The sequence below is a fragment of the Streptomyces sp. NPDC110618 genome, from assembly GCF_055657065.1.
Map to the genome: position 1 here is coordinate 100138 of NZ_JBVKBN010000003.1, position 24182 is coordinate 124319.

Below are 24182 nucleotides of genomic sequence, written 5' to 3' on the forward strand. Positions count from 1 at the left end.
ACTACATTCCGGGATGTACAGCCCCGAGAGGGGCGCCGGGTCAGGCCCGAGCTGTTCGCCGGCTCGGCCCCGGAGGGAGCGCGGGCTCAGCCCCGGACGAAGCGGTAGGTCTTGCTGTCAGTCAGCACGCAGAAGCCCGGCGAGACCACGATCACCCGCAGGGTCCCGGTACGGCGGTCGTAGTCGACGCCCTCCGCCTCGAAATTGCCGGAGCAGCCGCTGCGCAGGGGGAGCTGGCGCAGCGCGGTGACCCGCCCGTTGACGTCCGAGGAGCCGGGTTCGGCCGACAGGTCGATCTGCAGCAGCGGCTTGGTCATGCCGAACAGGGTTCCGGCGGGGTCGTCGGAGGAGCACAGCAGGGTGGTCGGGCCGGAGAAGTCGCAGCCCTGCACGTCCCGCACCGGGCGGTCGAGGTGGACGGTGGACGCCTGCGGCAGGTTCGCCGAGGGGGACGTGCTGGAGTTGACGCCCGGGGTGGGGAAGACCAGCAGGCGGTTCATGGTGCCCCACTCCCCCGCCAGCATCCACTGACCGTTCGCAGTAATGGCGACCCAGGAGTTGTTCAGCGCCTCACCGCTGCTCAGCGTGTGCACGTACTCCGACCAGGCGCCGCCCGGTGCCTGCACCCGGAACATCTTCGCGGTGCCGGAGTCGGCCTGGTAGGGCTCGATGTAGTAGCCGTTGTACGAGGCGTCCGGGTCGCCGACGTGGTTCCAGCCTCGGGTAAGCAGACCGAAGGGGATGGTGCCGATACCGGTGTAGCGGTTGGGGCTGTTCGCCGGGACCTCGACGGAGGCCAGGCCCTGGCTCTCGGTGAGCGGGTCGGCACGGTCGGAGCCGACCTCGTTCCAGGGGTCCGCGGCGGAGGCGGGCGGGGCGGCGGACAGGACGGCGGCACTGGCGAGGGCGACGAGGCCGGACAGGACGGCACGACGGCGCCGCCGGGCGCGCAGGGGCATGAACCGACTCCTCTGATTGGGGGGTGGGTGCGCGTATTCGGCGGACAGTGTGACGCGATCACGTGGTCATGTACAGACCAATCCCTGACCTGTAGGGAAACACCCCGGGCGGCTTCCCGGCGCTTCCCCGGACGCCCGGCCCCGTGTTGAGGGATGGTGGAGGTGAGCGCCGCGAGAGGTCACGGAGACGGTTGAACGCGGTAGAACAAGGGGAGTCGGCACGGGGGACGGCGTGCCGCGCGAGGAAAAGGGCGAAGGCGGTGCGTGGGATGGCTTCAACCGGATCTCCCGTGGCCCGGGGCGAAGGACCGCTGCCGGGAGACGGGCCGGTGCGCGCGAACGCGCCGGGCCCGGAGCCGGTACGCGGTCCCGTGAGCCCCAGCGGACTGCTGGACGTGCTGGGCGTGGCCTCGGTGGTGCTGGACACCGAGGGCAAGATCATGCTGTGGAGCCCGCAGGCGGAGGAGCTCTTCGGCTACACCGCCAAGGAGGCGCTGGGCCGCTCCGCCGTCCGGCTGATGATCCACGAGGAGCACCTCGATCTGGTGGTGCAGCTGTTCGCCGATGTCATGGAGACCGGCGAGAGCTGGGCCGGGGCCTTCCCGATCCGCCACAAGGACGGCAGCACCCGGCTGGTGGAGTTCCGCAACCAGCGGCTGCTGGACGCCGAGGGGAACGTCTACGCGCTCGGCCTGGCCGCCGACCAGTCGACCGTGCGGCGCCTGGAACGGGACGTGGCACTGGCCACGCGGGTGGTCGCGCAGTCGCCCATCGGACTCGCGGTCCTCGACACCGAGCTGCGCTATGTCTCCGTCAACCCGACGATGGAGCGGATCAACGGCGTCCCTGCCAAGGAACACCTGGACCGCACCGTCGCCGAGGTCCTGCCGGGCCTGGACAGCGCCGCTCTGGAGTCCGCGATGCGGCGGGTGCTGCAGACCGGGGAGCCCTTCATCGACAAGTCGACCGTCGGACGCACCCCGGCCGACCCGGACGCGGACCACGCCTGGTCGGTGTCGATGTACCGGCTGGAGGACGCCATCGGGACCGTGCTCGGCGTGGCCGTCTCGGTCGTGGACATCACCGAGCAGCACCGGGCCCATATCGAGGCGGAGGCCGCGCGCCGGCGCCTGGCCGTGATCGCGGACGCCTCCGCGCGTATCGGCACCACCCTGGAACTGGGCCGCACCGCGCACGAACTCGCCGACGTGGCGGTGCCCGAACTTGCCGACATCGCGGCCGTCGACCTGCTGGACGCGGTGGTGGAGGGCCGGCGCACCAGCCTCGGCCCCGCCGAGCATGCCGTGATCCGCGCGCTGGCGGTGCAGGCCGACGGGCCCTCGGAGGCGCTGGACGCCGCCGACCCGCCCGGCCAGATCGCCCGGTACGCGCCCGACCGGCTGGTCACGCGGTGCGTGCGCACCGGCAGCCCGGTCATGCTGGCGGAGGTACAGGCACCGGACCTGCCCCTCATCGCCCGCTCCCCGGAGGCGGCGGAGCAGCTGGGCAGGGCCGGGGTGCACTCGTATCTCGCGGTGCCGCTCATCGCGCGTGGCGAGGTGCTGGGCGCCCTCGATCTGAAACGGACCACCAACCCGCTGCCCTTCGGCCCCGACGACCTGCTGCTCGCCCGGGAGCTGGCGGCGCGGGCCGCGGTGCAGATCGACAACGCCCGCTGGTACCAGAACGCCCGCGACACCGCGCTGACCCTGCAGCGCAGTCTGCTGCCCAGTCATCCGTCGGTGACGGGCGGCCTGGAGGTCGCCTCCCGCTACCAGCCCGCGGGGGCCACGGCGGAGGTCGGCGGCGACTGGTTCGACGTGATCCCGCTGGAGGGCGGGAAGACCGCGCTGGTCGTCGGTGATGTGATGGGCAGCGGGGTGAACGCCGCCGCGACCATGGGCCGGCTGCGGACCGCCAGCAACACCCTGGCCTCCCTCGACCTCGAACCGGCGCGGCTGCTGGAGCACCTGGACCGTACGACCGAAGGCCTGGACCACCCCATCGCCACCTGTGTGTTCGCCGTCCACGACCCGCACGAGCACGCGTGCCGGATCGCCAACGCCGGGCACCTGCCACCGGTCCGGGTCCGCGAGGGGCACCCGCCGGAGCTGCTGGACCTGCCCACCGGGGCACCGCTCGGTGTGGGCGGGGTCGCCTTCTCCACCACCACCGTGACGCTGGAGCCCGGCGACAGGCTGGTGTTCTACACCGACGGCCTGGTCGAGACCCGCCAACACCCTCTGGATGAACGCCTGGACGCGCTCCTGAACCTGCTCGAAGGCCCCGACCGGCCGCTGGAGGAGGTCTGCGACCTGCTGCTGCGCACCCTGCACCAGCCCGACAACTCCGACGACGTCGCGCTGCTCATCGCGCGGGCCGTACCACCGGGCGGGCCGATTCACAGCTGACGATTACGGGCCTCTTATCGCTCCCCTCGCACAATCACAGCCAGGCGCGGTACCGGACGACGGCCGGGCCGCTGTGGCCGAGGGAGCGAGCCATGACACACGATCCGGACCAGGAACCCACCACCGCGCCCGGCGAGGTCCTCGCGCACGGGCCGTCCGACGACCGGCCGCGCGGCCTGTGGCGCCAGCGCTCCGCCCGCGCGCGTACCGTCACCGCGGCGACCGCCGTCGCGGTCCTCGCGCTCGGTGGCACCGTCGCCTACGCCGCCACCTCGGACGGCTCAGAGGGCTCCGTCACCCCCTCCGCGTCCTCGGACCCCTCCGACCGCCCCGGCGAACGGCACCGCCACGGCCCGTGGTTCGGCCTGCACGGCGGCGGGGTGCACGGCGAAGCCACCGTCAAGGACCCGGAGAACGGCGACGAGTGGATCGTCCGCGTCTGGCAGCGCGGCACGGTCGAGGAGGTGGACGGCGACCAGGTCACCGTCCGCAGCGAGGACGGCACCGAGTGGGCCTGGAGGGTCGACTCCGACACGGCCGTCCGCAAGCGGGGCGACTCCGGGGCCCTGAAGGACGGCGACGACGTGTACCTGTCCGGCACCCGCTCCGACGGCGGCGACCGGACGGCGGACCGGGTCTTCGCCGGGGACTGGGAGGAACGGGACGCCGGGGAGCGGCGGCACGAGATGCCGTGGCACGACGACGGTGACGGTGACGACGACGGACCGGGCCGGATGATGCCATGGCGGGGAGCGGCCTGAGCCTCCCCCGCCCGGTCCCGTCCGCTACACCACCGTCCCCACCACCACCTGCGCATACCGTTCCTCGCAGACCACCGGGCGCGGTGTCAGGCCGCCCCGGCGGAACGCCTCGACCGCCGCCGGGGTCTGCTGCTCGCTCGTCTCCACCACCAGGCAGCCGCCCGGGGCCAGCCAGTGGACGGCCTCCGCCGTGACACGGCGCAGGAGGGCGAGTCCGTCGGGGCCGCCGTCCAGAGCGGTGAGGGGTTCGTGGTCGCGGGCCTCGGCGGGGAGCAAGGGGACCTCGCCGCTGGGGACGTAGGGGACGTTGGCGGCGAGGATGTCGACGCGGCCCCGCAGTTCGGCGGGCAGGGCCCGGAAGAGGTCACCGGTGTACACCCGGCCGCCGTACGGCGCGACGTTGCGGCGGGCGCAGCGCACGGCGGCCGGGTCCATGTCGGCGGCGTGCAGTTCGACACGGCCCAGCGCGGCGGCGAGGGCGGCGCCCACCGCGCCCGAGCCGCAGCACAGATCGACCACGACGCGGGCGTCGGGGACCTGGGCGAGGGCCTGTTCGACGAGGAACTCGGTGCGGCGGCGGGGTACGAAGACGCCGGGTTCGACGGTGATGCGCAGGCCGCTGAACTCGGCCCAGCCGAGGACGAGTTCGAGGGGTTGGCCGGCCGTGCGCCGGTCCACCATGGCGGCCAGTTCCGCCGGTCCTGAAGCCGTGGCCGTGAGCAGCCGGGCTTCCTCCTCGGCGAAGACGCAGCCCGCGGCGCGCAGCGCGGCGACGACGCCCGCGGGAGCTGGACTCTCAGGAACAGAAGGGGAGGACAAAGGGAGCCTTTCGCGATCCGAAGGGCACTCCCGCGGTCACCGGCAACCGGCGACCGCACCGATACGCGGGGAGAGCACCCGACCCGACACTGCGGTGATGGGTCTCACCCCCTCGGCTCACCACGTCCGGGACGCTCCGCGGACGGGCCGCCAGAGTACCCCAGCGATCACGCCGCGCGCCGAGTTGTACTCTGCAACCATGAGCGCGAGGGACGTTTCGGACACCGCTGTGGAGACCATCCAGCGCGAGATGACCGCCTTCGCCCGCCGCGCCCGCGCCTCGGCGGGCCGGATGCACCCGGAGCTGTCGCTGGTGTCGTACACCCTCCTCGGGCATCTGGAGGAGAGCGGCGGGTGCCGGGCCACCGACCTCGCCGAGCACTACGCCCTGGACAAGTCCACGGTCAGCCGTCAGGTGGCGGCGCTGGAGCGCGACGGGCTGATCGGACGGGAGCCGGACCCGCACGATCACCGGGTGCAGGTCCTGCGGCTCACGGACGCTGGGCGGCGGCTGCTCGCCCGGGTCACCGAGCGGCGCCGGGAGGTCGTAGGGCAACGGCTCGCGGACTGGCCGGAGGAGGACCTGGAGCGTTTCGCCGGATACCTGGTCCGCTACAACGCCCGCCGGCCCTCCCTTTAGCCCACGGGCTCCATCAGGTCGTCCGGCACTCGTGTGCCGAGGAAGAGGATCTCGCGCCGGTGCCGGAAGCCGAGGGACTCGTAGAGCTTGATCGCGCCCGTGTTGTCGGCGCCGGTGTGCAGGAAGGGCCGCTCGCCGCGTTCCTGGATGCCGTGGGCGACGGCCAGCACGAGGCGTCGGGCGAGGCCCTGGCCGCGTACGGAGGGGTCGGTGCAGACCGCGCTGATCTCGGTCCAGCCCGGCGGGCGCACCCGCTCCCCCGCCATGGCGACGAGGTCGCCGCCCCGGCGGATGCCCAGGTAGGTGCCCATTTCCAGGGTGCGGGGCAGGAACGGTCCGGGGCGGGTCCGGGCGACCAGATCGAGCATCTCGGGCACGTCGGCCGGGCCGAGCAGCACGGCCTCCTCGTCCGGGGCACCGGCCACGTCCGGGCCGACGAGCTGCACGCCGTCGACGCGGAAGACGGTTCCCCAGCCCTCGGGTGTCCGGCCCCGGAACCCCATCATCAGCGCCTCGTTGCCGGGACCGGCCAGCGCGGCGACATCCGCCCAGTCCGACGCGTCCGGCTCGTCGGGCAGAGCCACCCAGGGCGACACCTCCACCGGGTAGCGCAGCACCCGGCCGCGCCGCTCGGCGAAATGGGCGTGCGGGCCGGTGAGCGCCGCCAGGGCCGGGTTGTCGAGGACCCGGTCGTCCGCCTCGGACATGTGCTCCCTCTCTCGTAGCCGTCGCAGAAGCCGTGCTGCCGTAGAAGATCAAGCGGGATCGGCCCGCGGCTATTCCCCGGCGACCGGACCAGTACGGTTGAAGCGGCAACGTACTGAGCACGGCCGTCGCGCACGGCGGTCTGGAGGCACCACCGGCATGCATGTCACCCGAGGCTTCACCGGGCGCCCGCGCGTCCACAACCCCGGCCTGCCACCGGGCCAGTACGACGCGGGCGAGGACTGGCCCGTCCTGTCCGCCGAGGTCACACCCGACCTGGCGCCGGAGGAGTGGACGTTCCGCGTCGACGGCCTGGTCGCCGAGCCCCGCTCCTGGACCTGGGACGAGGCGCACGCGCTGCCCGCCTCGGCGTACGAGGGCGACATCCACTGCGTGACCAGCTGGTCGAAGTTCGGGGTGCGGTTCGGCGGTGTCTCGCTGGACGCCTTCTGGGACGCGGTCCGGCCGCTGGAGTCGGCCACCCATGTCGTGGCGTACGCGCACACCGGCTACACCACGAACCTGCCGCTCGCGGACCTGACCGGCGGGCGGGCGTGGATCGCCTGGGAGTACGACGGCCGGCCGCTCACGCCGGAGCACGGCGGCCCCGCGCGGCTGCTGGTGCCGCACCTGTACTTCTGGAAGAGCGCGAAGTGGATCGCCGGCCTGCGCGTCCTCGACCACGACGAGCCGGGGTTCTGGGAGCGCAACGGCTATCACGACCGGGGCAACCCCTGGGAGGAGCAGCGGTACTCCGGTGACTGAGACCTTCACCCCCCCGACCCGCTTCGCCGTACCCGGCCGCATCGAGGTCAGCGCACAGGCCGCGACGGCGTGGCAGACCGCCACCGTCGCCGGGATCCGCCCGGAGACCCCGCGCGCGGCCACCGTCCGGCTGGCGGTGCCCGCCTGGGCTGGACATGTGCCCGGCCAGCACCTGATGCTGCGGCTGACCGCCGAGGACGGCTACGCGGCCCAGCGGCACTACTCGATCGCGTCCGCGCCCGACGACTCCGGGCACATCGAGCTGACCCTCGACCACGTGGAGGGCGGCGAGGTCTCCGGCTGGTTCCACACGGTGGCCCGGCCCGGCGACCGGGTGGAGGTGCGCGGCCCGCTGAGCGGCTTCTTCGCCTGGCCCGGCGACCGGCCCGCGCTGCTGATCGGCGCGGGGTCGGGCGTGGTCCCGCTGATGTCGATGGTCCGCCACCACCGGGCCCGCGGCCTGGACGTGCCGCTGCGCCTCCTGGTCTCCGCACGCAGCCCCGAGGAGCTGATCTACGCGCGGGAGTACGGCGCGGAGACGACCCCCGTGTTCACCCGCAGCGCCCCGGCGGGCATGCCGGTGGGGCGACTGTCGGCAGCCCATGTCGCGCCCCTGCTGGCCGAGCGGCCGTCCGGCGGCTGGGAGGCGTACGTCTGCGGCTCCAACGGCTTCGCCGAGCACGCCTCGCGGCTGCTGGTCGCTGCGGGGCAGCCGGTGGACCGGATCCGGATCGAACGGTTCGGCTGAGGGCACGGGGCCCTCGCGGTCCCGCGCGGCGCGTTCGGCGCGTTCGGCGCGTTCGGAGCGTTCGGCGCGTTCGGCGCGTTCGGCCGAGGGCACCGCGCGATCCGGTGCGGCGCAAGACGGCGTAAAGATCGTCGGCGGCGGCGTTAAGAACGCGCCAAGAATCGGGGCGCTCCCGGCCGGGCGCGTTGGCTGCTGGTCGTGACGCATTCCTTGAAGCGGCTGATCGTGGGCCGCCCGCTGAGCAGTGAGCGCCTGGGTGACCAGATGCTGCCCAAGCGCATCGCCCTGCCGGTGTTCGCCAGTGACCCGCTGTCGTCGGTGGCGTACGCCACGCAGGAGATCCTGCTGGTACTGACGCTGGGCGGACTGGCCTATCTGTATCTGGCGCCGTGGGTGGCGGCCGGTGTGGTGGTCCTGCTGGCGGTGGTGGTGCTGTCGTACCGGCAGGTGGTGCGGGCCTACCCCTCCGGCGGCGGCTCGTACGAGGTGGCCTCGCGCAACCTGGGCCCCTCCGCGGGGCTGGTCGTGGCGTCGGCGCTGATGGTCGACTACGTGATGACGGTGGCCGTGTCGGTCGCGGCGGGCGTGGACAACATCATCTCCGCGGTGCCGGACCTGGCGCCGTACCGGGTGGCGGTGAACCTGGGCTTCGTGGCGCTGCTGACCGCGATGAACCTGCGCGGGGTCCGGGAGTCGGGGCGGCTGTTCGCGGTGCCGACCTATCTGTTCATCGCGGGTGTGCTGGCGATGGTGGTCATCGGCCTGTTGCAGACCGCGTTCGGGCACGCGCCGGTCGCCGAGAGCGCCGGGTGGGAGGTGCACGCGGAGCCCGGTCATGCGGGGCTGACCGGCATGGCGCTGGTGCTGCTGGCGCTGCGGGCGTTCTCCTCCGGCTGTACCGCGCTGACCGGGGTGGAGGCCATCTCCAACGGGGTGCCGGCGTTCCGGCCGCCCAAGGAGCGGAACGCCGCTTCCACCATGGCGCTGATGGGCGGGCTGTCGATCACCATGTTCGCGGGCATCACGGCGCTCGCGCTGATCGCGGACGTGCGCTACGTGGAGGACGCCTGTCAGCTGGCGGGCTTCCCCGGGGACTGCGGGACCGGGACCCAGCGCACGGTGATCGCGCAGCTCGCCGCCGCGGTGTTCGGCGGCCCCGACAGCGTGATGTTCTTCTACATCCAGGCCGCGACCGCGCTGATCCTGATCCTGGCCGCGAACACCGCCTTCAACGGCTTCCCGCTGCTGGCGGCGATCCTGGCCGAGCACCGCTATCTGCCCCGCCAGCTGCACACGCGCGGCGACCGGCTGGCGTTCTCCAACGGCATCGTCATCCTGTCGCTGGTCGCGGGCGCCCTGATCTACGCCTTCGACGGTTCGGTGACCCGGCTGATCCAGCTCTACATCCTGGGCGTGTTCACCTCCTTCACGCTCTCCCAGGCGGGCATGGTCCGGCACTGGAACCAGGAACTTGCCGGGATGACCGACCCGGTGCTGCGCCGGGGCGTCCACCGCTCCCGGCTCATCAACGCCCTGGGCGCCTGTCTGACCGCGCTGGTGCTGGTCGTCGTCCTGTTCACCAAGTTCACGCACGGCGCGTACCTGGTGGTGATCGCGGTGCCGGTGCTGTTCGTGATGATGCGCGGCATCCGCCGCCACTACGACCAGGTGGCCCGGCAACTGCGTCCGCAGCCGGGCGGCATCGTCCTGCCCGGCCGCACCCACGCGGTGGTCCTGGTCTCGCAGTTGCACCAGCCGACCCTGCGTGCGCTGGGCTACGCCAAGGCGACCCGTCCGGACACCCTCACCGCGCTCACGGTGAGGATCAGCGAGGAGGAGATCGAGGGGCTGCGCGCGGAGTGGGAGGAACGGGGGATCCCGGTCCCGCTGACGGTGATGTCGTCGCCGTACCGGGACATCACCGGGTCGGTGCTGGAGTACATCGCCCGTCTGCACCGAACCCATCCCGAGGACCTGATCGCCGTGTACATCCCCGAGTACGTGGTCGGCCACTGGTGGGAGCACCTGCTGCACAACCAGTCCGCGCTGCGGCTGAAGGCCCGGCTGCTGTTCCAGCGCGGGGTGATGGTGACCAGCGTGCCGTGGCAGCTGGACTCCAGCCACCGGGTGGCCGCGCAGCGGCTGCGGCAGGGCCCGCCGCGCGGCGGGGCCGGGCTCGGCTAGCGTTTCGATCATGCAGGGCTTGGAACCGTCGCGTGACGGCGGGCGGCGCGGGGGCGTCACCCGCCGGCTGGCGGCGGCCGGCGGGGCCGCGGTGGGGCTGACGGTGCTCACCGCCGTCTTGGTGCCCGTGAAGGGCTCGCTGTCGCTGGCGAGCGTGGTGCTGCTCTACCTCACCGCGGTGGTCGTCGTGGCCGCCACCGGCGGCCTGGTTGTGGCCCTGGCCACCGCGGTGGCCTCGGACCTGCTGGTCAACTTCTTCTTCGTGCCGCCGTTTCGCACCCTGGGCGCGGAGAGCCGGGACCTGGTCATCACGCTGGCCGTGTACGTCGTGGTGGCCACCACCGTCAGCGTGGCCGTGGACCTGGCCGCCCGGCACCGAGCCGCCGCCGCCCGGAGCGGGGTTGAAGCCGCCCTGCTGGCCCGGATCACGCAGGCTCCGCTGGAGGAACGGCCGCTGACCGCCGTACTGGAGCATGTCCGGGACACTTTCGGCATGACCGGTGCCGCGCTGCTGGAGCGCGACGCCGGCGGCGAGCACCCGGTGGCCGTCGTCGGTGACCTGCCCTCCGCCGATCCGGCGCTGTCCGCGTCCGCCGGGGAACACCTGCGGCTGGTCGCCGACGGTCCCGCCGTCTTCGCCGCCGACCAGCGCTTCCTCGTCCTGCTGGCCACGGCGGCCGCCCGGGCACTGCAGGCCGAGCGGCTGGCCGACCAGGCGGCCCGGGCCCGGGAGCTGGCCGAGATCGACCGGCTGCGGGCGGCGCTGCTGGCCGCGGTGGGCCACGATCTGCGCACCCCGCTCGCCGGGATCAAGGCCTCCGTGTCGGTCCTGCGTGAACCCGATCTGGAGCTCACCGAGGCCCAGCGCGGCGAGTTGCTGTCCGCTGTGGACACCGCCGCGGACAAGATGAGCGACCTGGTGGAGAACCTGCTGGCGCTCAGCCGCCTGCAGGCCGGTGCCCTGAGCATCAGCCCCCGCGCCACCGCCCTGGACGAGATCACGGCCGCCGCCCTGCTGCACACGCCCCGGCCCGCCGGGCGCCTGCTCGACATCGACGTTCCCGACGACCTGCCGCCCGTGTGGGCCGACCCCGGACTGCTGGAGCGGGTGATCGCCAATCTGGTCGCCAACGCCTTCGAGGCCGGACCGCCCGACCAACCCGTTCACCTCCACGCCCGTCAGGAAGAGAACACCCTCGTGCTGCGGATCGTCGACCATGGCACGGGTATCCCGGCCGAGGACCGCGAACGCGTCTTCGCCCCCTTCCAGCGTCTGGACGACCGCACCACCCATCAGGGCCTCGGCCTGGGCCTGGCCATCGCCCGCGGCTTCACCGAGGCCATGAACGGCCGCCTCACTCCCACCGACACCCCCGGCGGCGGACTGACCATGACCCTCACCCTCCCCCTCGCGCCATGACCCGCATCCTCGTCGTCGACGACGACCCGCACCTGCTGCGGGCCCTGACCATCGCCCTGGGCGCCCGCGGCTACCGGACCAGTCCCGCCACGGACGCCGCGGGCGCGCTCCGGGCCGCCGCCGACGCCCCGCCGGACCTGGCCGTCATCGACCTCGGCCTGCCCGACCTCGACGGCATCACCGTCATCGAGAGCCTGCGCGGCTGGTCCACCGCCCCGATCATCGTGCTGTCCGCGCGGCACGACGAGACCGCCAAGATCAACGCCCTGGACGCGGGCGCCGACGACTACGTCACCAAGCCCTTCGGCATGGGCGAGCTGCTGGCCCGGATCCGCGCCGCCCTGCGCCGCGCCGCCCCCGCCGAGGAACAGCCCGTCGTCACCACCGCGGCGTTCACCGTCGACCTGGCCGCCAAGCGCGTCACCACAGCCGCCGGCGAGACGCGCCTGACCCCCACCGAGTGGCACCTGCTGGAGATCCTGGTCCGCCATCCCGGCCGCCTGGTCACCCAGCGCCAGCTCCTGCAGGAGGTATGGGGACCGCGCTACGAGAAGGAGACCAACTACCTGCGCGTCCACCTCGCCAACCTCCGCCGCAAGCTCGAACCCGAGCCCTCCCGGCCGCGCTACCTCGTCACCGAACCCGGCATCGGCTACCGCTTCGTCCCAGATACTCCCGCCGGGTGACCCGACCACCCGCGAGGCGAAACGATCATGAAACTTTCGCCGGGGAAGGCCGACTCGGCCGCTCTGACCAGCGGTTACTCGGGGCCGAGGGCCAGTGAGTGCGGGCCTTCGACCTGGCGAGAGGTCCGATCACCGTCGTACGGTGTGTGATCACCCGTACCCGTTCCTGCCAAAGGCGGTTCCCCATGGCCCTGTTCGATCTGCCGCTCGACGAAATGCGCGAATACGTCAGTGAGTCCGTCGCGCCGGAGGACTTCGACGCCTTCTGGTCCAAGACGCTCCAGGAGGCCCGGGAGCACGATCTGGACGCCCGCTTCGAGCCGGTCGACACGGGGCTGACCACGGTGACGGTGTACGACGTGACGTTCGCCGGGTTCGGCGGGCACCCGGTGAAGGGGTGGCTGACGGTTCCGGCCGCGGCCGAGGAGCCGTTGCCGCTGGTCGTGGAGTTCATCGGGTACGGCGGCGGGCGGGGGCTGCCGCACGAACATCTGCTGTGGGCGTCCTCGGGGCGGGCGCACTTCGTGATGGACACGCGCGGTCAGGGCAGCGCCTGGGGCGCGGGCGGCGGTACGGCGGACCCGGTGGGCGGGGCGCCCGCGTACCCCGGGTTCATGACGCGCGGGATCGACGCGCCGGAGAACTACTACTACCGGCGGGTGTTCACGGACGCGGTACGGGCGGTGGAGGCGGCCCGGTCGCATCCGCTGACCGACGCCTCGCGCACCGCGGTGACGGGCTCCAGCCAGGGTGGCGGGATCACGATCGCGGTGGGCGGGCTGGTGCCGGACCTGGTGGCCGTCGCCCCGGACGTGCCGTTCCTGTGCGACTTCCCGCGCGCCACGACACTGACGGACCGTCACCCGTACCGCGAGATAGGCGCGTACCTCAAGACGCACCGCGGCCGCACCCAGGACGTGCTGCGCACGCTCTCCTACTTCGACGGCGTCCACTTCGCCGCGCGCGGCCGGGCCCCGGCCCTGTTCTCGGCCGCCCTGGAGGACCAGACCTGCCCGCCGTCGACCGTGTTCGCGGCCTTCAACTCCTGGGCCCGCGAGGAGAAGGCGATCGAGGTGTACGAGTTCAACGACCACGAGGGCGGCGGCCCGTACCACGACGCGGCCAAGCTGCGCTGGCTGAAGTCGTACGCCTGAGCGGAGCCCTGCGGCGGGCCGGTTTCAGCCGAACCGGCCCGACACCCTTCCCTAGTGGTTTAGACCAATGCTAGATGTGGTGGCGCAATGAGTCGACATGGCTACCGCACGTCACCAACAGGAGGGCGCGGCATGGCCCGCACCACCCCACACGAACACCCGCACATCGAGGGGCAGCCCCTCTACTGGAGCGTCGCGACGCAGTTGCTCGCGGAGCTGCGCGACGGGACCATCCCGCCCGGCGAACGCCTGCCGGGCGAGCGGCACTTGGCCCGGCACTTCGGCGTCAGCCGGGAGACGGTACGGCAGGCCCTTGAGGTGCTGCGGCACGACGGTCTGGTCGCCACCGACCGGCGCGGCAGCCATGCCACACTGTCCGGCCGGCCGGTGGAGAACCCCGCGGCGCTGACCTTCCCGGTGGGCGCCCGGTCGGCCGACCCGCGCGCCGTGGACCGCACGACGGTCACCTGGGAGGCACCGCCGCCCGGCCACGCGCAGGCCCTGGGCCTGGCCCCGCACCGTCCGACGCTGGTGCACCGCTACGAGTCCGAGGGCGCCGACGGACTGGGCCGCCGCACGGCCGTGACCTCGTTCTCGGCCGTGGCGCTCGCCGAGGTCGAGGAGCTGGGCCGCTACCGGGAGCGCGCCCGCTCGTCGACCGCGGCCCAACTGCGCCGCGCCTACGACTGGATGCGCAAGGCGGGCCTGACCCTGCACCACCGGGACTCCATCACGCCGCTGGAAGGCTGTTCCTCGGTACGGGTCACCCGGCAGGTGCACGACCAGTACGCCCGCCCGCTGGAGATCACTGATCTGCTGGTGGACTCGCGGCAGGACGCGCTGGTCTACGAGTTCACCCTCCCGGCGGCCGGCTGAGCCCCGGCGGGGCGGGCGAGCACCATCCGCACCCGCGGACTGCCGTCACGGCGCTGCCCGAACTCGGGCAGCGCCGTCAACTCCACGGTGAATCCGGCCCGTTCCAGCTCGCGGCACACCTCGCCGAACCGGAAGGCGCGGTAGTACATCACGAAGGGCGGACGCCACACGGCGTTGCGCACCCGCATCACCAGGTCGAAGCCCAGCAGCATCCAGTACGCCCGGGAAGCGGGCCGCGGCGGCGCGACGACCGGGAAGGTGAAGGTGCCGCCGGGCCGCAGGACCGAGTGCACCTGGGCGAACAGGGCGGGCAGTTCACGCGGCAGGAAGTGGCCGAACGCGCCGAAGCTCACCACCAGGTCGAAGGCGGGCCCGAACGGCAGGGCGCGGGCGTCGGCGCGGACGTAGGACACCGGTGGGCCCGGCTCGCGGCGGCGACCACGCGCGACGGCGAGCATGCCCGCGCTGAAGTCGACGCCGGTGACGCCTTCTTGGCACACCCGGGCGAGGACGTCGATCCCGGCGCCGGTGCCGCAGCACAGGTCGAGGCCGTGACCGAAGGGGCCCCTGCTCGCCAGTGTCTCGGCGACGGCGTCGAGCACCGAGTCCGGGGTGCGGAAGGGGGTGTGGTCGAACTTCGGGGCGAGCAGGTCGTAGCCGCGCTCGACGGACGAGAGCGCCTGGACGGCGAGTTCGCGCAGGGAGGGGCCTTCGGGGCTGAACATCCGGGTCAGCTTAGAGCAGCCCGCTGCTCAACGACCGTGCGGACGCGGTCGCACCAGGCAAGGATCTCCCGCTCGTAGGCGAGCCCGGCCTGCAGGGTGAGGTACGGGCCGACGCGGTCGGTCCCGCGCAGGTACTCCTCCTCGGTCCGCCCGGCCAGCAGCCGCTCCCGGACCCGTTCGTATCGCGCCAGTTTGGCGCGCGCCCAGGTCATCCGCTCCTCGACCAGTTCCCGGACCGCCGCCGGGTCCGCCTCGTCCATGGCCTGGATCTTGATCAGCAGTTCGTCGCGCATCGCGGCGGGCCGCCGTACGGGCTCTTCGGCGAAAGCGCCCAGCTCCGCGCGGCCCGTCTCGGTCAGCGTGAACATCCGCTTGTTGGGTCGGCGCTCCTGCTGGACGACCCGCGCGCTGACCAGGCCGTCCTGCGCCAGCCGCTCCAGCTCCCGGTAGAGCTGCTGCGGGGTGGCGGCCCAGAAGTTCGCGAGCGACACGTCGAACAGTTTGGACAGCTCGTAGCCCGACGCCTCCCCCTCCAGGAGGGCGGCGAGGACGGCGTACTTCAGCGACATATGGACACGCTAGCAGGAGGTGATTAATCTCTTCCGCACCTACTCAACAAATTGACTATCGACCCTGGAGGGGCGATGCGGGCATTCCGCGAGGCCATCGAGAAATGGGACCTCGACGCCGCCGAGGCGCTGCTGGCCGAGGACGTCGTCTTCACCAGCCCGGTCGTGTTCAAGCCGTATCCCGGCAAGGCGATGACGGCGGCGATCCTGCGCGGGGTGGCGCGGGTCTTCGAGGACTTCCACTACGTCCGCGAGATCAACGACACGGACGGCCGCGACCACGCCCTGGTCTTCAAGGCGCGGGTCGGTGACCGGGAGATCCAGGGCTGCGACTTCCTCCACGTCAACGACGAGGGCCTGATCGACGAGTTCACGGTGATGGTCCGCCCGCTGTCGGCCGCCCAGGCGCTGGCCGAGGCCATGGGCGCGCAGTTCGACCGAATCGCGGCGGAGGCACAGCGACGCTCCGTGTGAGAGGGGTCCGTTCGCGGTTTGATGTCCCCATGAGCACCGACGAGCAGGCACGGCTGATGCGGGCGAACCAGGCGAACTGGGACGCCCGCACGCCCGTCCACCTCGCCAGCCGCTTCTACGGCCTGGACCAGGACCTCGATCCCGAGCGCTGGTTCGCCCCGTTCGAGTGGACCGACCTCGGCGACCTGACGGGGCGGGACGTGCTCCATCTCCAGTGCCATCTCGGCACCGAGACCGTCGCGTTCGCCCGGCGCGGTGCCCGTGCGACCGGCCTGGACTTCTCCGCCGCCTCCGTCGAGGCCGCCCGCGCGATCGCCCGGAAGGCGGGCGCCGAGGTCGCGTACGTCGAGGCGAACGTGTACGACGCCGTGACCGCCCTCGGTCCGGCCCGGTTCGACGTCGTGTACACCGGCAAGGGTGCCCTGTGCTACCTGCCGGACCTGCCGCGCTGGGCTGCGGTAGTGGCCGAACTCCTGCGCCCCGGCGGCCTGTTGTACCTCGTGGAGTTCCATCCGCTGCTCAACTCCCTTGGGCCGAAGCCCGCGCCGGGCGAGGGGCCCGAACTCCTGTTGCGCCACGACTACCTCGGCGGCGGCGGTCCCGTGCACCGGGACGCGACCCACACCTACACCGACGGCCCGGCCGTCGAGGGCGCCACCGACAGTTACGAGTGGATGCACGGAATAGGAGAGGTCGTCACCGCGTTGACAGGGGCGGGACTGACCGTCCGGCGGCTCCGTGAGTGCGACGAGCTGCCCTGGCAGCGCTGGCCGCACATGGTCACCGCCGACTCCGGCTGGTGGCGTCTTCCCGAGCCCCGGATTCCCCTGTTGTACGGACTCCTCGCCACGCGCTGATCCCCCGTGGTACCGTCCCGTTAGCACTTGTGTACGCCCGGTCCCGGGCGCCGGTGCCAGTTCTCCTTCAGTTCAGCCGGTGATCCCCGGCTTCCTCACCACCTCGTGACCAGCGTTCTTGCCATACCCGAGGTGCTGTTCCCGCCGCCTGGAGGCACGCTGTGTCCGCCTCACTTCCCGCGGCAATCCCCTTCCCCACGCATGCCTCATGCCGTCCGTCCGCGAAAGGACCCCACCCATGACCACCACACTCGAACCCGCGGTCCAGAACTCCGCACCCCCCACCGTCCTCGGCGTGCTCGACATCGACGCCGGCGGGAAGGGGCACCTGCGCGCCGCCGACAGCCTGCTGACCACCTCCTCCGACCTCCAGGTCTCCCCCGCCCTGATCCGCCGCCACGGCCTGCGCAAGGGCGACCTCGTCGAGGGCGTGCGCGGCGACCGGCGGAGCCTCACCGAGGTCGCCCGCGTCAACGGCCGCGCCCCCGAACGCGACCGCCGCCGGTTCGCCGACCTCACCCCGCTGCACCCGAGCGAGCGGATCCGCCTCGAACACCCGGCCGCCGGACTGACCGGCCGCGTCGCCGACCTGCTCACCCCCGTCGGCAAGGGCCAGCGCGGGCTGATCGTGGCCCCGCCCAAGACCGGCAAGACCGTCCTGCTCCAGCAGCTCGCCGCCGCCGTCGCCGGCAACCACCCCGAATGTCGGCTGATGGTGCTGCTGCTCGACGAACGCCCCGAGGAAGTCACCGAGATGCGGCGCTCGGTGCGCGGCGAGGTGTACGCCTCCACGTTCGACCGGGCACCCAAGCAGCACATCGCGCTCGCCGAACTCGTCGTCGAACGGGCCAAGCGGCTCGTCGAGGCGGGCGAGGACGTGGTGATCCTGCTGGACTCGCTGACCCGGCTGTGCCGGGCCCACAACAACGCGGCCGCCGCCGGTGGCCGTACCCTCAGCGGCGGTGTCGACGCCTCCGCGCTGATCGGCCCGAAGCGATTCTTCGGCGCCGCGCGCTCCGCCGAGGAGGGCGGCTCGCTCACCATCCTGGCCACGGCCCTGGTGGAGACCGGTTCCCGGGCCGACGACTTCTACTTCGAGGAGCTCAAGAGCACCGGCAACATGGAGCTGCGCCTGAGCCGCGAACTGGCCGCGCGCCGGGTCTTCCCAGCGGTCGACGTCAATCCTTCCGGCACCCGCCGCGAGGAACTCCTGCTGACCGGGCCCGAGTTGGCCGCCGTGACCGGCCTGCGGCGGGTGCTGCAGAACAAGGACGGCCTGGAGACCCTGCTGGAACGCCTGCGCGAGACGCCGGACAACTCGACCTTCCTGCGGCGGGTCCAGCCGACGCTGCCGAAGGGCTCCTGACCGCCGTACGGCATCCGGGTGCTCGCGGGCGACGCTCCGTCAGGGCAGCGCGGTGTGCGGCCCCACCCTTTCTACGTTGATCATATGACGATCAGATTCTCTTCCCGGGTGTCCGCGGTGACCGCGTCGTCCTGCGCGCTGTGTGTGGCGGGCCTGCTGGCCCTCGGGCCCGCAGCGGTGGCCGACGAGGGCGGAGCGGGGTCCGGTGGCGCGGACCGGGCGCGTACGGCGGCGGGGCACCGGCCGTCGCTGCTGAACCGCTCCGGCACGCAGGTCAGACCGCGGGAGGGGGCGCCCCGGGTACCGCGGCTCTCCGCGCTGTCCTGGGTGGTCGCCGACGCCGACACCGGCGAGGTGCTGGCCGCGAGGAACGCGCACCGCAAGCTCCCGCCCGCCAGCACCCTGAAGACCCTGTTCGCTCTGACGGTGCTGCCCACCCTGCCCGCCGGGATCCGGCACACGGTCGACGAGGAGGAACTGGCGGGCATCGGTCCCGGCAGCAGCATGGTCGGTGTCGCCGAGGACCGCACCTACCGGATCTCGGACCTGTGGAACGGGGTGTTCCTGAACTCCGGGAACGACGCCGTGCACGTCCTGGCCCACCTCAACGGCGGCTGGCGGACCACGGCCGCCCGGATGCAGGCCAAGGCGCGGGCGCTCGGCGCCCACGACACGCGGGTACTCTCCCCGGACGGGTACGACACGCCCGGCCAGGTCTCCTCTGCCTTCGACCTCGCGGTGTTCGGCCGGGCGGGGCTGCGCAACAAGGAGTTCGCCCGGTACTGCGGCACGGTCGAGGCGCGGTTCCCGGCCCGCGACGGCGGCTCGTACGCCATCCGCAACACCAACCGGCTGCTCACCGGCTCCGACGGGGTGGAGCCCTACCCCGGTCTGATCGGCATCAAGAACGGCTACACCAGCCAGGCCGGGCACACCCTGGTCACCGCCGCCCGCAAGGGCGGCCGCACCCTCGTCGTCACCGTCATGAACCCGCAGTACGGCGGTGGCTTCGCCGTCTACGAGGAGGCGCGGGAACTGCTCGACTGGGGCTTCGAGGCGGCCGACCGGGTCGACGCGGTGGGCTCCCTCGACGAACTGCGCGCCAAACCCCGCCCCGGCCCGGAGCCGGTGACCGCGGCCGCCGCTCCGGTGGCGAAGCCGGCGCACAAGGGCCCGGGCTGGGCGGAGGCGGGGATGGTTGCGGGCGCCGGTATCGCCGGGGCCGGTGTCATGGCGCTGACGCTGCGGCCCGCAAGGCGCCGGGAGACGGAGGACTGATCCTCCGGACAGCCCCTCGGCGCAAGGGGGTTGAGGCAGATGTTCTAGCCTGGCCGCAGACCCGAGGAGGCGGCGCATGGCCAATGTCGTGGATCTCGTCTGTTACCCCGTGAAGGGCTGCGCGGGCACCTCGATGGGCGAGGCCCTGCTCACCCCCGCGGGCCTCGCGCACGACCGTACCTTCATGGTCACCGACGAGAACGGGGTCTACCGCACCCAGCGCCGCCATCCCCGACTGGCCCTGATCAAACCCTCGGTGAGCGCCGGGGGTACCGCGCTGTCACTCGCCGCGAACGGCACGGGCGTGGAAATCGACGTCATCACGTCGGGACCGCGCCGTGCCGTCGATCTGTTCGGGGACGCCTTCACTGGCGTCGACCAGGGCGACGCGGCCGCCGCCTGGCTGTCGGAGGTACTGGGAACGCCCAGCAGACTGGTCCGGGTGCCGCCCGAGCACGGCAGGATCGCCGACGGCTGGACGCCCGGTCCGTCCCGGCTACGCCGACAGCAGCGCCGTGCACCTGCTGTCCCGCGCCTCCCTGGCCCTGCTCGACCGGCGGATGGCCGAACACGGCGCCCCCGCGCTGCCGATGAGCCGGTTCCGGCCGAACATCGTCGTCGACGGCGCCGACTGGGCGGCCGAGCCGCACGCCGAGGACCGTATGCGCCGGGTGCGGATCGGCGGGACGGAGCTGGGCTACGCCAAGCTCGCGGTGCGCTGTGCCGTCACCCTCGTCGACCAGGAGGCCGGGGCACGCGCCGGCAAGGAGCCGTTGCGGACGCTGGCCATGTACCGGCGTGCGGCGAGCGGGGGCGTGGTCTTCGGTACGAAGTTCTCCGTGGTGCGGCCGGGGAAGTTGTCCGTCGGTGACGAGGTGGTCGTCGACCAGTGGGGCGAGTCCGAGCGGTAGCCCTCACATGAAGCGGGAACTCGGGACCGGGCCCGACGACTGCAGGCGTGCTCGCTCGCCCTGGAGCCAGGTGGCGCGGACCGCCTCGACGAAGGCGCGCAGTGCCTCGTCCGGGTCGGCGGGTGCGTCGTCGTCGCCCTCCTCGGGGGTCGGGTCGGCGCAGACGATGTCCGCGGCGATCTCCTCCTCGGGGCGCTCGTCCGGGGCCGAGCGCTCGATGCCGCCGTCCTCCGTCTGGCGCAGCAGGCCCGCCCAGGGCGCCGTGTTCGACTGGTGGAGCAGGGTGACGGAGTCGGCGCAGACGGCGGGCGGGTCGGTCCAGCAGCTCGCGTGCTCGTGCAGCACCTGTCCCGGGGTCCGCTCGTAGAGCTGCCCGAGGATCTCCGGATCGACGTCGTTCAGGTCGTAGGCCACGACCACGGTGTCCGCCCGCTCGGGCGCGAAGGGCACCGCGGGAAGGCCCAGCACCTCGGCGGCGGCCAGGCCCAGGACGCGGCCGGCGCGGTCGGGCAGCAGGGACACGGACGTGGGCCGCACCCCGGCCGCCTCCAGTACGGTCCTCAGCCGCAGCAGGCCGCGCAGGCACTGGTCGTAGGAGTCCTGGAGCCAGGCGTACCGCCCGGTCATGCCCGCGCTGTAGCCGTGCGGGGACAGGGTGCCGAGGACGGTGCCGCCGAGGACGTACTGCCAGCCCCGCAGGTCCGTACGGTCCACAGGGCCCGCGCCCTGCGCGCTCGCCGCCCGTTCCAGCATGCGGTTCTGCCGCGTCCGCGCGAACTGCCACTGGTCGTCCTCCGGAGGGGCGAGCAGCGCGTGCTGGCGGCGGGCCAGCGGCAGGTCGCCCGCCATGAGGGCGTTGTGGACCAGGAGGTAGCGGTCCGGCCAGTCGGTCAGCTCGCCGTCGTGCGCCGACAGGACCTCCACGGCCTCACCGTGCCGTTCCTCGCGCTCGTAGGCGGAGACGAGTTCGCGCAGGGCCGCCAGGGAACCCGGCGCCAGGCGCAGCGCCTCGCGCAGGGCGGGGACGGCCAGATAGGAGACGCCGCGCTCCACGCACGCGTACCCGTAGTCGTACAGCTCCTGCGGCCGGTCGGGGTGGGCGACGACCGCCTCGGCGGCCTGCTCCAGGTCGTCGAACCCGGCGGCACCTGCGGCACGGGCCACCACCAGGGCGGTCTCCGCCAGGGGCAGGGAGTCGGTGCCGGAGCGCAGCTGCCGCAGCGCGCCGGGTATGTCTCCGGAGTCGAGGGACTCCCAGGCCTTGAGGAGTTCGGGGGACTTGGGGCGGCGGGGCTTGCGCGAGAACATGCTGATGATCATCGCGGGTCGGGCGGGGCGGCTCAACCGGATTGCGGGACACCGTCCCTGCCGGTCCGTCAGAAGACCGACAGGCCCGTGAGGGTCGTGAAGCGGTCCAGGGCCGCCACCCCGGCCACCGAGTTGCCGCGCTCGTCCAGGCCGGGGCTCCACACGCACAGGGTGCAGCGGCCTGGGACGACGGCGATGATGCCGCCGCCGACGCCGCTCTTGCCGGGCAGGCCCACGCGGTAGGCGAAGTCACCGGCCGCGTCGTACGTGCCGCAGGTCAGCATCACCGCGTTGACCTGCTTGGCCTGGCTGCGGCTGAGCAGCCGGGAGCCGTCGGCGCGCACTCCGTGGCGGGCGAGGAATCCGGTGGCCAGGGCCAGGTCGGCGCAGGAGGCGCGGAGGGAGCACTGGCGGAAGTACTGGTCGAGCAGGACCGGCACCGGGTTGTCGATGTTGCCGTAGGAGGCCATGAAATGGGCGAGGGCGGCGTTGCGGTCGCCGTTGGCGGACTCGGAGTCGGCGACCTCCTTGTCGAAGTCCAGCGCCGGGTTGCCGCTCTCCGAGCGCAGGAAGGCGAGCAGTTCGCCGGCCGCGTCGCCGGTACGGGTCTGGAGCCGGTCGGTGACGACGAGGGCGCCGGCGTTGATGAACGGATTACGCGGGATGCCATTCTCGTACTCCAGCTGCACCAGCGAGTTGAAGGGGTTGCCGGACGGCTCGCGGCCCACGTGCTCCCACAACTCCTCGCCCTCGCGGGCCAGGTCGAGGGCGAGGGTGAAGACCTTGGTGATGGACTGGGTGGAGAAGGGCTCGCGCCAGTCCCCCACCCCGTACACCGTGCCGTCCAGTTCGGCGACGGCCATGCCGAAGCTGCGCGGGTCACAGGCCGCGAGCGCCGGGATGTAGTCGGCGGCGCGGCCCCGGCCCGGGGTGCGGCCGATCTCGTCGGCGATGCGCTCCAGGACCGGCTTGAAGGTCTGGGACGAGGGGGGAACGCTCATGATCACCATTGTGCCTCCGGGCCGGTCCTGGCGCGCCTTCGCAGGTCAGACGAGCGGGGCCGCGCTGCCCGCGAGGCTCTCGGGGCGCAGCACATCGGCGAGGGTCTCGGCGGGCAACAGCCCTTTCTCCAGCACGAGTTCGGCGACGCCGCGGCCGGTGACGAGGGCCTCCTTGGCGATGTCGGTGGCGGCCGTGTACCCGATGTGCGGGTTGAGCGCGGTGACCAGGCCGATGGAGTTCTCCACGGTCCGGCGCAGCTCCTCGGTGTTGGCGGTGATGCCGTCCACGCAGCGCTCGGCGAGGGTGAGGCAGGCGGCGCGCAGATGGGTGATGGACTCCGACAGGGAGTGCAGGATGACCGGCTCGAAGGCGTTGAGCTGGAGCTGGCCCGCCTCGGCGGCCATGGTGATGGTCACGTCGTTGCCGATCACCTCGAAGGCGACCTGGTTGACGACCTCGGGGATCACCGGGTTGACCTTGCCGGGCATGATCGACGAACCGGCCTGCACCGGCGGCAGGTTGATCTCGCCGAGCCCCGCGCGCGGCCCGGACGACAGCAGCCGCAGGTCGTTGCAGCTCTTGGAGAGCTTGACGGCGATCCGCTTGAGGACGCCGGACATCTGCACGAACGCACCGCAGTCCTGGGTGGCCTCGACCAGGTTGGCGGCGGTGACCAGGGGCAGTCCGGTGATGTCGGCGAGGTGGCGACGAGCGGCCTCGGCGTATCCGGCGGGAGCGTTGAGTCCGGTGCCGATGGCCGTGGCACCGAGGTTGATCTCATGGATCAACTCGACGGCCTCGTCAAGTCTTGACCGGTCCTCGTCCATCATGACCGCGTACGCGGAGAACTCCTGCCCCAGCGTCATGGGGACCGCGTCCTGCAACTGTGTACGGCCCATCTTGACCACATCACGGAACTCGACGGCCTTGCGGGCGAACGAGTCCTGCAGTACGGCCATCGCCTTGAGCAGTCCACGCACCGCGAAGACGGTCGCGATCTTGACGGCGGTCGGGTAGACGTCGTTGGTCGACTGGCTGAGGTTGACGTCCTCGTTGGGGTGCAGATGCCGGTACTCGCCCTTGGCGTGCCCCAGCAGCTCCAGCGCCCGGTTGGCGATCACCTCGTTGGCGTTCATGTTCGTCGAGGTGCCCGCACCGCCCTGGATCACGTCCACGACGAACTGGTCGTGCAGCTTCCCGTCCCGGATCTCCCGGCACGCGGCGACAATCGCGTCGGCCTTCCGCGACTCCAGCAGCCCCAGCTCCTGGTTGGCCAGAGCGGCGGCCTCCTTCACGGCGGCGAGGGCGTCGATCAGGTGCGGGTAGGCCGAGATCGGTGTACCCGTGATGGGGAAGTTCTCGGTGGCCCGCAGGGTGTGCACACCCCAGTAGGCGTCGGCGGGGACATCACGGTCGCCGAGCAGGTCGTGCTCGCGACGGGTGACGAGGTTCATGAGGGAAAGGCTCGCTTTCTGGCGTAGAGAGGGGAAACTCCCTCAGGGGCGCGGGGCATGGTTGATCTGCGGCTACCGCCGCGGGGCGCGACCAGCCACAACGCACCGAT

22 protein-coding genes and 1 pseudogene are annotated in these 24182 nt (G+C 72.4%); 15 read left to right on the top strand and 8 right to left on the bottom strand.

Features of this window, described 5'->3' with window-relative positions:
• Positions 1 to 86 precede the first annotated feature (86 nt).
• Positions 87 to 959 (bottom strand): hypothetical protein, encoded by an 873-nt coding sequence (locus tag ACZ7L7_RS06980; protein WP_471592241.1) that lies wholly within the window; start codon positions 957 to 959, stop codon positions 87 to 89.
• A gap of 269 nt (positions 960 to 1228) precedes the next feature.
• Between ACZ7L7_RS06980 and ACZ7L7_RS06985 the strand changes: the two genes are divergently transcribed.
• Positions 1229 to 3370: a SpoIIE family protein phosphatase gene (locus tag ACZ7L7_RS06985; RefSeq protein WP_471592240.1), complete on the top strand. Its 2142-nt coding sequence runs from the start codon at positions 1229 to 1231 to the stop codon at positions 3368 to 3370.
• Positions 3371 to 3462: 92 nt separating this feature from the next.
• Positions 3463 to 4131 (top strand): hypothetical protein, encoded by a 669-nt coding sequence (locus ACZ7L7_RS06990; protein WP_453599596.1) that lies wholly within the window; start codon positions 3463 to 3465, stop codon positions 4129 to 4131.
• A gap of 24 nt (positions 4132 to 4155) precedes the next feature.
• Here the strand turns inward: ACZ7L7_RS06990 and ACZ7L7_RS06995 are convergent, their stop codons facing one another.
• Positions 4156 to 4950: a putative protein N(5)-glutamine methyltransferase gene (locus tag ACZ7L7_RS06995; RefSeq protein WP_471592239.1), complete on the bottom strand. Its 795-nt coding sequence runs from the start codon at positions 4948 to 4950 to the stop codon at positions 4156 to 4158.
• Positions 4951 to 5149: 199 nt separating this feature from the next.
• Between ACZ7L7_RS06995 and ACZ7L7_RS07000 the strand changes: the two genes are divergently transcribed.
• Complete coding sequence (locus ACZ7L7_RS07000) at positions 5150 to 5590, top strand: MarR family winged helix-turn-helix transcriptional regulator (RefSeq protein ID WP_285512118.1); 441 nt, start codon at positions 5150 to 5152, stop codon at positions 5588 to 5590.
• On the opposite strand, the gene ACZ7L7_RS07005 is transcribed toward ACZ7L7_RS07000, so the two are convergent.
• Positions 5587 to 6297 carry a GNAT family N-acetyltransferase gene (locus ACZ7L7_RS07005; RefSeq protein ID WP_472075178.1) on the bottom strand — a complete coding sequence of 237 codons (711 nt, stop codon included), beginning with the start codon at positions 6295 to 6297 and terminating at the stop codon, positions 5587 to 5589. The two genes, ACZ7L7_RS07000 and ACZ7L7_RS07005, sit on opposite strands and share 4 nt — an antisense overlap.
• A 157-nt stretch (positions 6298 to 6454) precedes the next feature.
• Between ACZ7L7_RS07005 and ACZ7L7_RS07010 the strand changes: the two genes are divergently transcribed.
• From ACZ7L7_RS07010 to ACZ7L7_RS07040, 7 genes are all read left to right on the top strand, one after another.
• Positions 6455 to 7060, top strand: a complete 606-nt coding sequence (locus tag ACZ7L7_RS07010; RefSeq protein WP_472075180.1) for a sulfite oxidase-like oxidoreductase — start codon at positions 6455 to 6457, stop codon at positions 7058 to 7060.
• Positions 7053 to 7808 carry a ferredoxin reductase gene (locus ACZ7L7_RS07015; RefSeq protein ID WP_453599588.1) on the top strand — a complete coding sequence of 252 codons (756 nt, stop codon included), beginning with the start codon at positions 7053 to 7055 and terminating at the stop codon, positions 7806 to 7808. Before ACZ7L7_RS07010 ends, ACZ7L7_RS07015 begins: the two co-directional genes overlap by 8 nt.
• Before the next feature lie 198 nt (positions 7809 to 8006).
• Entirely contained in the window at positions 8007 to 9992 is a 1986-nt protein-coding gene (locus ACZ7L7_RS07020) for an APC family permease (RefSeq protein ID WP_471592237.1), read from the top strand.
• Between the two features lie 10 nt (positions 9993 to 10002).
• Positions 10003 to 11412 carry a sensor histidine kinase gene (locus ACZ7L7_RS07025; protein WP_285512122.1) on the top strand — a complete coding sequence of 470 codons (1410 nt, stop codon included), beginning with the start codon at positions 10003 to 10005 and terminating at the stop codon, positions 11410 to 11412.
• Complete coding sequence (locus ACZ7L7_RS07030; RefSeq protein WP_453599578.1) at positions 11409 to 12098, top strand: response regulator; 690 nt, start codon at positions 11409 to 11411, stop codon at positions 12096 to 12098. The genes ACZ7L7_RS07025 and ACZ7L7_RS07030 overlap by 4 nt, the downstream gene beginning before the upstream one ends.
• Positions 12099 to 12283: 185 nt before the next feature.
• Positions 12284 to 13252, top strand: coding sequence for an acetylxylan esterase (locus tag ACZ7L7_RS07035; RefSeq protein ID WP_471430529.1), 969 nt, complete (start codon positions 12284 to 12286; stop codon positions 13250 to 13252).
• Positions 13253 to 13384: 132 nt separating this feature from the next.
• A complete protein-coding gene (locus ACZ7L7_RS07040; RefSeq protein ID WP_285512125.1) occupies positions 13385 to 14128 on the top strand; it encodes a winged helix-turn-helix domain-containing protein in 744 nt (247 codons plus the stop codon).
• Here ACZ7L7_RS07040 and ACZ7L7_RS07045 read toward each other — a convergent pair.
• The gene (locus ACZ7L7_RS07045) at positions 14098 to 14853 is read right to left on the bottom strand and encodes a class I SAM-dependent methyltransferase (RefSeq protein WP_471430531.1); all 756 of its coding nucleotides are present in this window, start codon (positions 14851 to 14853) and stop codon (positions 14098 to 14100) included. The genes ACZ7L7_RS07040 and ACZ7L7_RS07045 overlap by 31 nt on opposite strands.
• 5 nt (positions 14854 to 14858) lie before the next feature.
• A complete protein-coding gene (locus ACZ7L7_RS07050) occupies positions 14859 to 15422 on the bottom strand; it encodes a PadR family transcriptional regulator (protein ID WP_285512127.1) in 564 nt (187 codons plus the stop codon).
• A 75-nt stretch (positions 15423 to 15497) separates the two neighbouring features.
• Here ACZ7L7_RS07050 and ACZ7L7_RS07055 point away from each other — a divergent pair, with 75 nt between their 5' ends.
• From ACZ7L7_RS07055 to ACZ7L7_RS07075, 5 genes and pseudogenes are all read left to right on the top strand, one after another.
• Positions 15498 to 15896 carry a nuclear transport factor 2 family protein gene (locus ACZ7L7_RS07055; RefSeq protein WP_285512128.1) on the top strand — a complete coding sequence of 133 codons (399 nt, stop codon included), beginning with the start codon at positions 15498 to 15500 and terminating at the stop codon, positions 15894 to 15896.
• A 29-nt stretch (positions 15897 to 15925) separates the two neighbouring features.
• Positions 15926 to 16753 carry a class I SAM-dependent methyltransferase gene (locus tag ACZ7L7_RS07060; RefSeq protein WP_285512129.1) on the top strand — a complete coding sequence of 276 codons (828 nt, stop codon included), beginning with the start codon at positions 15926 to 15928 and terminating at the stop codon, positions 16751 to 16753.
• A 238-nt stretch (positions 16754 to 16991) separates the two neighbouring features.
• Positions 16992 to 18119 carry a transcription termination factor Rho gene (gene rho, locus ACZ7L7_RS07065; RefSeq protein WP_285512130.1) on the top strand — a complete coding sequence of 376 codons (1128 nt, stop codon included), beginning with the start codon at positions 16992 to 16994 and terminating at the stop codon, positions 18117 to 18119.
• A gap of 84 nt (positions 18120 to 18203) precedes the next feature.
• Complete coding sequence (locus tag ACZ7L7_RS07070; protein WP_453599569.1) at positions 18204 to 19397, top strand: D-alanyl-D-alanine carboxypeptidase family protein; 1194 nt, start codon at positions 18204 to 18206, stop codon at positions 19395 to 19397.
• Between the two features lie 76 nt (positions 19398 to 19473).
• Positions 19474 to 20308: pseudogene (locus ACZ7L7_RS07075) on the top strand (MOSC domain-containing protein).
• 3 nt (positions 20309 to 20311) lie between these two features.
• On the opposite strand, the gene ACZ7L7_RS07080 reads toward ACZ7L7_RS07075, so the two are convergent.
• From ACZ7L7_RS07080 to aspA, 3 genes are all read right to left on the bottom strand, one after another.
• Positions 20312 to 21616 carry a hypothetical protein gene (locus tag ACZ7L7_RS07080; RefSeq protein WP_472075185.1) on the bottom strand — a complete coding sequence of 435 codons (1305 nt, stop codon included), beginning with the start codon at positions 21614 to 21616 and terminating at the stop codon, positions 20312 to 20314.
• 68 nt (positions 21617 to 21684) lie between these two features.
• Positions 21685 to 22626: a glutaminase gene (locus ACZ7L7_RS07085; protein ID WP_471430538.1), complete on the bottom strand. Its 942-nt coding sequence runs from the start codon at positions 22624 to 22626 to the stop codon at positions 21685 to 21687.
• A gap of 36 nt (positions 22627 to 22662) precedes the next feature.
• Positions 22663 to 24072 (bottom strand): aspartate ammonia-lyase, encoded by a 1410-nt coding sequence (gene aspA, locus ACZ7L7_RS07090; protein WP_285512135.1) that lies wholly within the window; start codon positions 24070 to 24072, stop codon positions 22663 to 22665.
• Positions 24073 to 24182 lie beyond the last annotated feature (110 nt).

Excerpts from the sequence above, each read along its gene's own strand:
- ACZ7L7_RS06980 (WP_471592241.1), bottom strand. The coding sequence starts at position 959 with ATGCCCCTGCGCGCCCGGCGGCGCCGTCGTGCCGTCCTGTCCGGCCTC.
- ACZ7L7_RS06985 (WP_471592240.1), top strand. The coding sequence starts at position 1,229 with ATGGCTTCAACCGGATCTCCCGTGGCCCGGGGCGAAGGACCGCTGCCG.
- ACZ7L7_RS06990 (WP_453599596.1), top strand. The coding sequence starts at position 3,463 with ATGACACACGATCCGGACCAGGAACCCACCACCGCGCCCGGCGAGGTC.
- ACZ7L7_RS07000 (WP_285512118.1), top strand. The coding sequence starts at position 5,150 with ATGAGCGCGAGGGACGTTTCGGACACCGCTGTGGAGACCATCCAGCGC.
- ACZ7L7_RS07005 (WP_472075178.1), bottom strand. The coding sequence starts at position 6,297 with ATGTCCGAGGCGGACGACCGGGTCCTCGACAACCCGGCCCTGGCGGCG.
- ACZ7L7_RS07010 (WP_472075180.1), top strand. The coding sequence starts at position 6,455 with ATGCATGTCACCCGAGGCTTCACCGGGCGCCCGCGCGTCCACAACCCC.
- ACZ7L7_RS07025 (WP_285512122.1), top strand. The coding sequence starts at position 10,003 with ATGCAGGGCTTGGAACCGTCGCGTGACGGCGGGCGGCGCGGGGGCGTC.
- ACZ7L7_RS07030 (WP_453599578.1), top strand. The coding sequence starts at position 11,409 with ATGACCCGCATCCTCGTCGTCGACGACGACCCGCACCTGCTGCGGGCC.
- ACZ7L7_RS07035 (WP_471430529.1), top strand. The coding sequence starts at position 12,284 with ATGGCCCTGTTCGATCTGCCGCTCGACGAAATGCGCGAATACGTCAGT.
- ACZ7L7_RS07040 (WP_285512125.1), top strand. The coding sequence starts at position 13,385 with ATGGCCCGCACCACCCCACACGAACACCCGCACATCGAGGGGCAGCCC.
- ACZ7L7_RS07045 (WP_471430531.1), bottom strand. The coding sequence starts at position 14,853 with ATGTTCAGCCCCGAAGGCCCCTCCCTGCGCGAACTCGCCGTCCAGGCG.
- ACZ7L7_RS07050 (WP_285512127.1), bottom strand. The coding sequence starts at position 15,422 with ATGTCGCTGAAGTACGCCGTCCTCGCCGCCCTCCTGGAGGGGGAGGCG.
- ACZ7L7_RS07055 (WP_285512128.1), top strand. The coding sequence starts at position 15,498 with ATGCGGGCATTCCGCGAGGCCATCGAGAAATGGGACCTCGACGCCGCC.
- ACZ7L7_RS07060 (WP_285512129.1), top strand. The coding sequence starts at position 15,926 with ATGAGCACCGACGAGCAGGCACGGCTGATGCGGGCGAACCAGGCGAAC.
- rho (WP_285512130.1), top strand. The coding sequence starts at position 16,992 with ATGACCACCACACTCGAACCCGCGGTCCAGAACTCCGCACCCCCCACC.
- ACZ7L7_RS07070 (WP_453599569.1), top strand. The coding sequence starts at position 18,204 with ATGACGATCAGATTCTCTTCCCGGGTGTCCGCGGTGACCGCGTCGTCC.
- ACZ7L7_RS07080 (WP_472075185.1), bottom strand. The coding sequence starts at position 21,616 with ATGTTCTCGCGCAAGCCCCGCCGCCCCAAGTCCCCCGAACTCCTCAAG.
- ACZ7L7_RS07085 (WP_471430538.1), bottom strand. The coding sequence starts at position 22,626 with ATGGTGATCATGAGCGTTCCCCCCTCGTCCCAGACCTTCAAGCCGGTC.
- aspA (WP_285512135.1), bottom strand. The coding sequence starts at position 24,072 with ATGAACCTCGTCACCCGTCGCGAGCACGACCTGCTCGGCGACCGTGAT.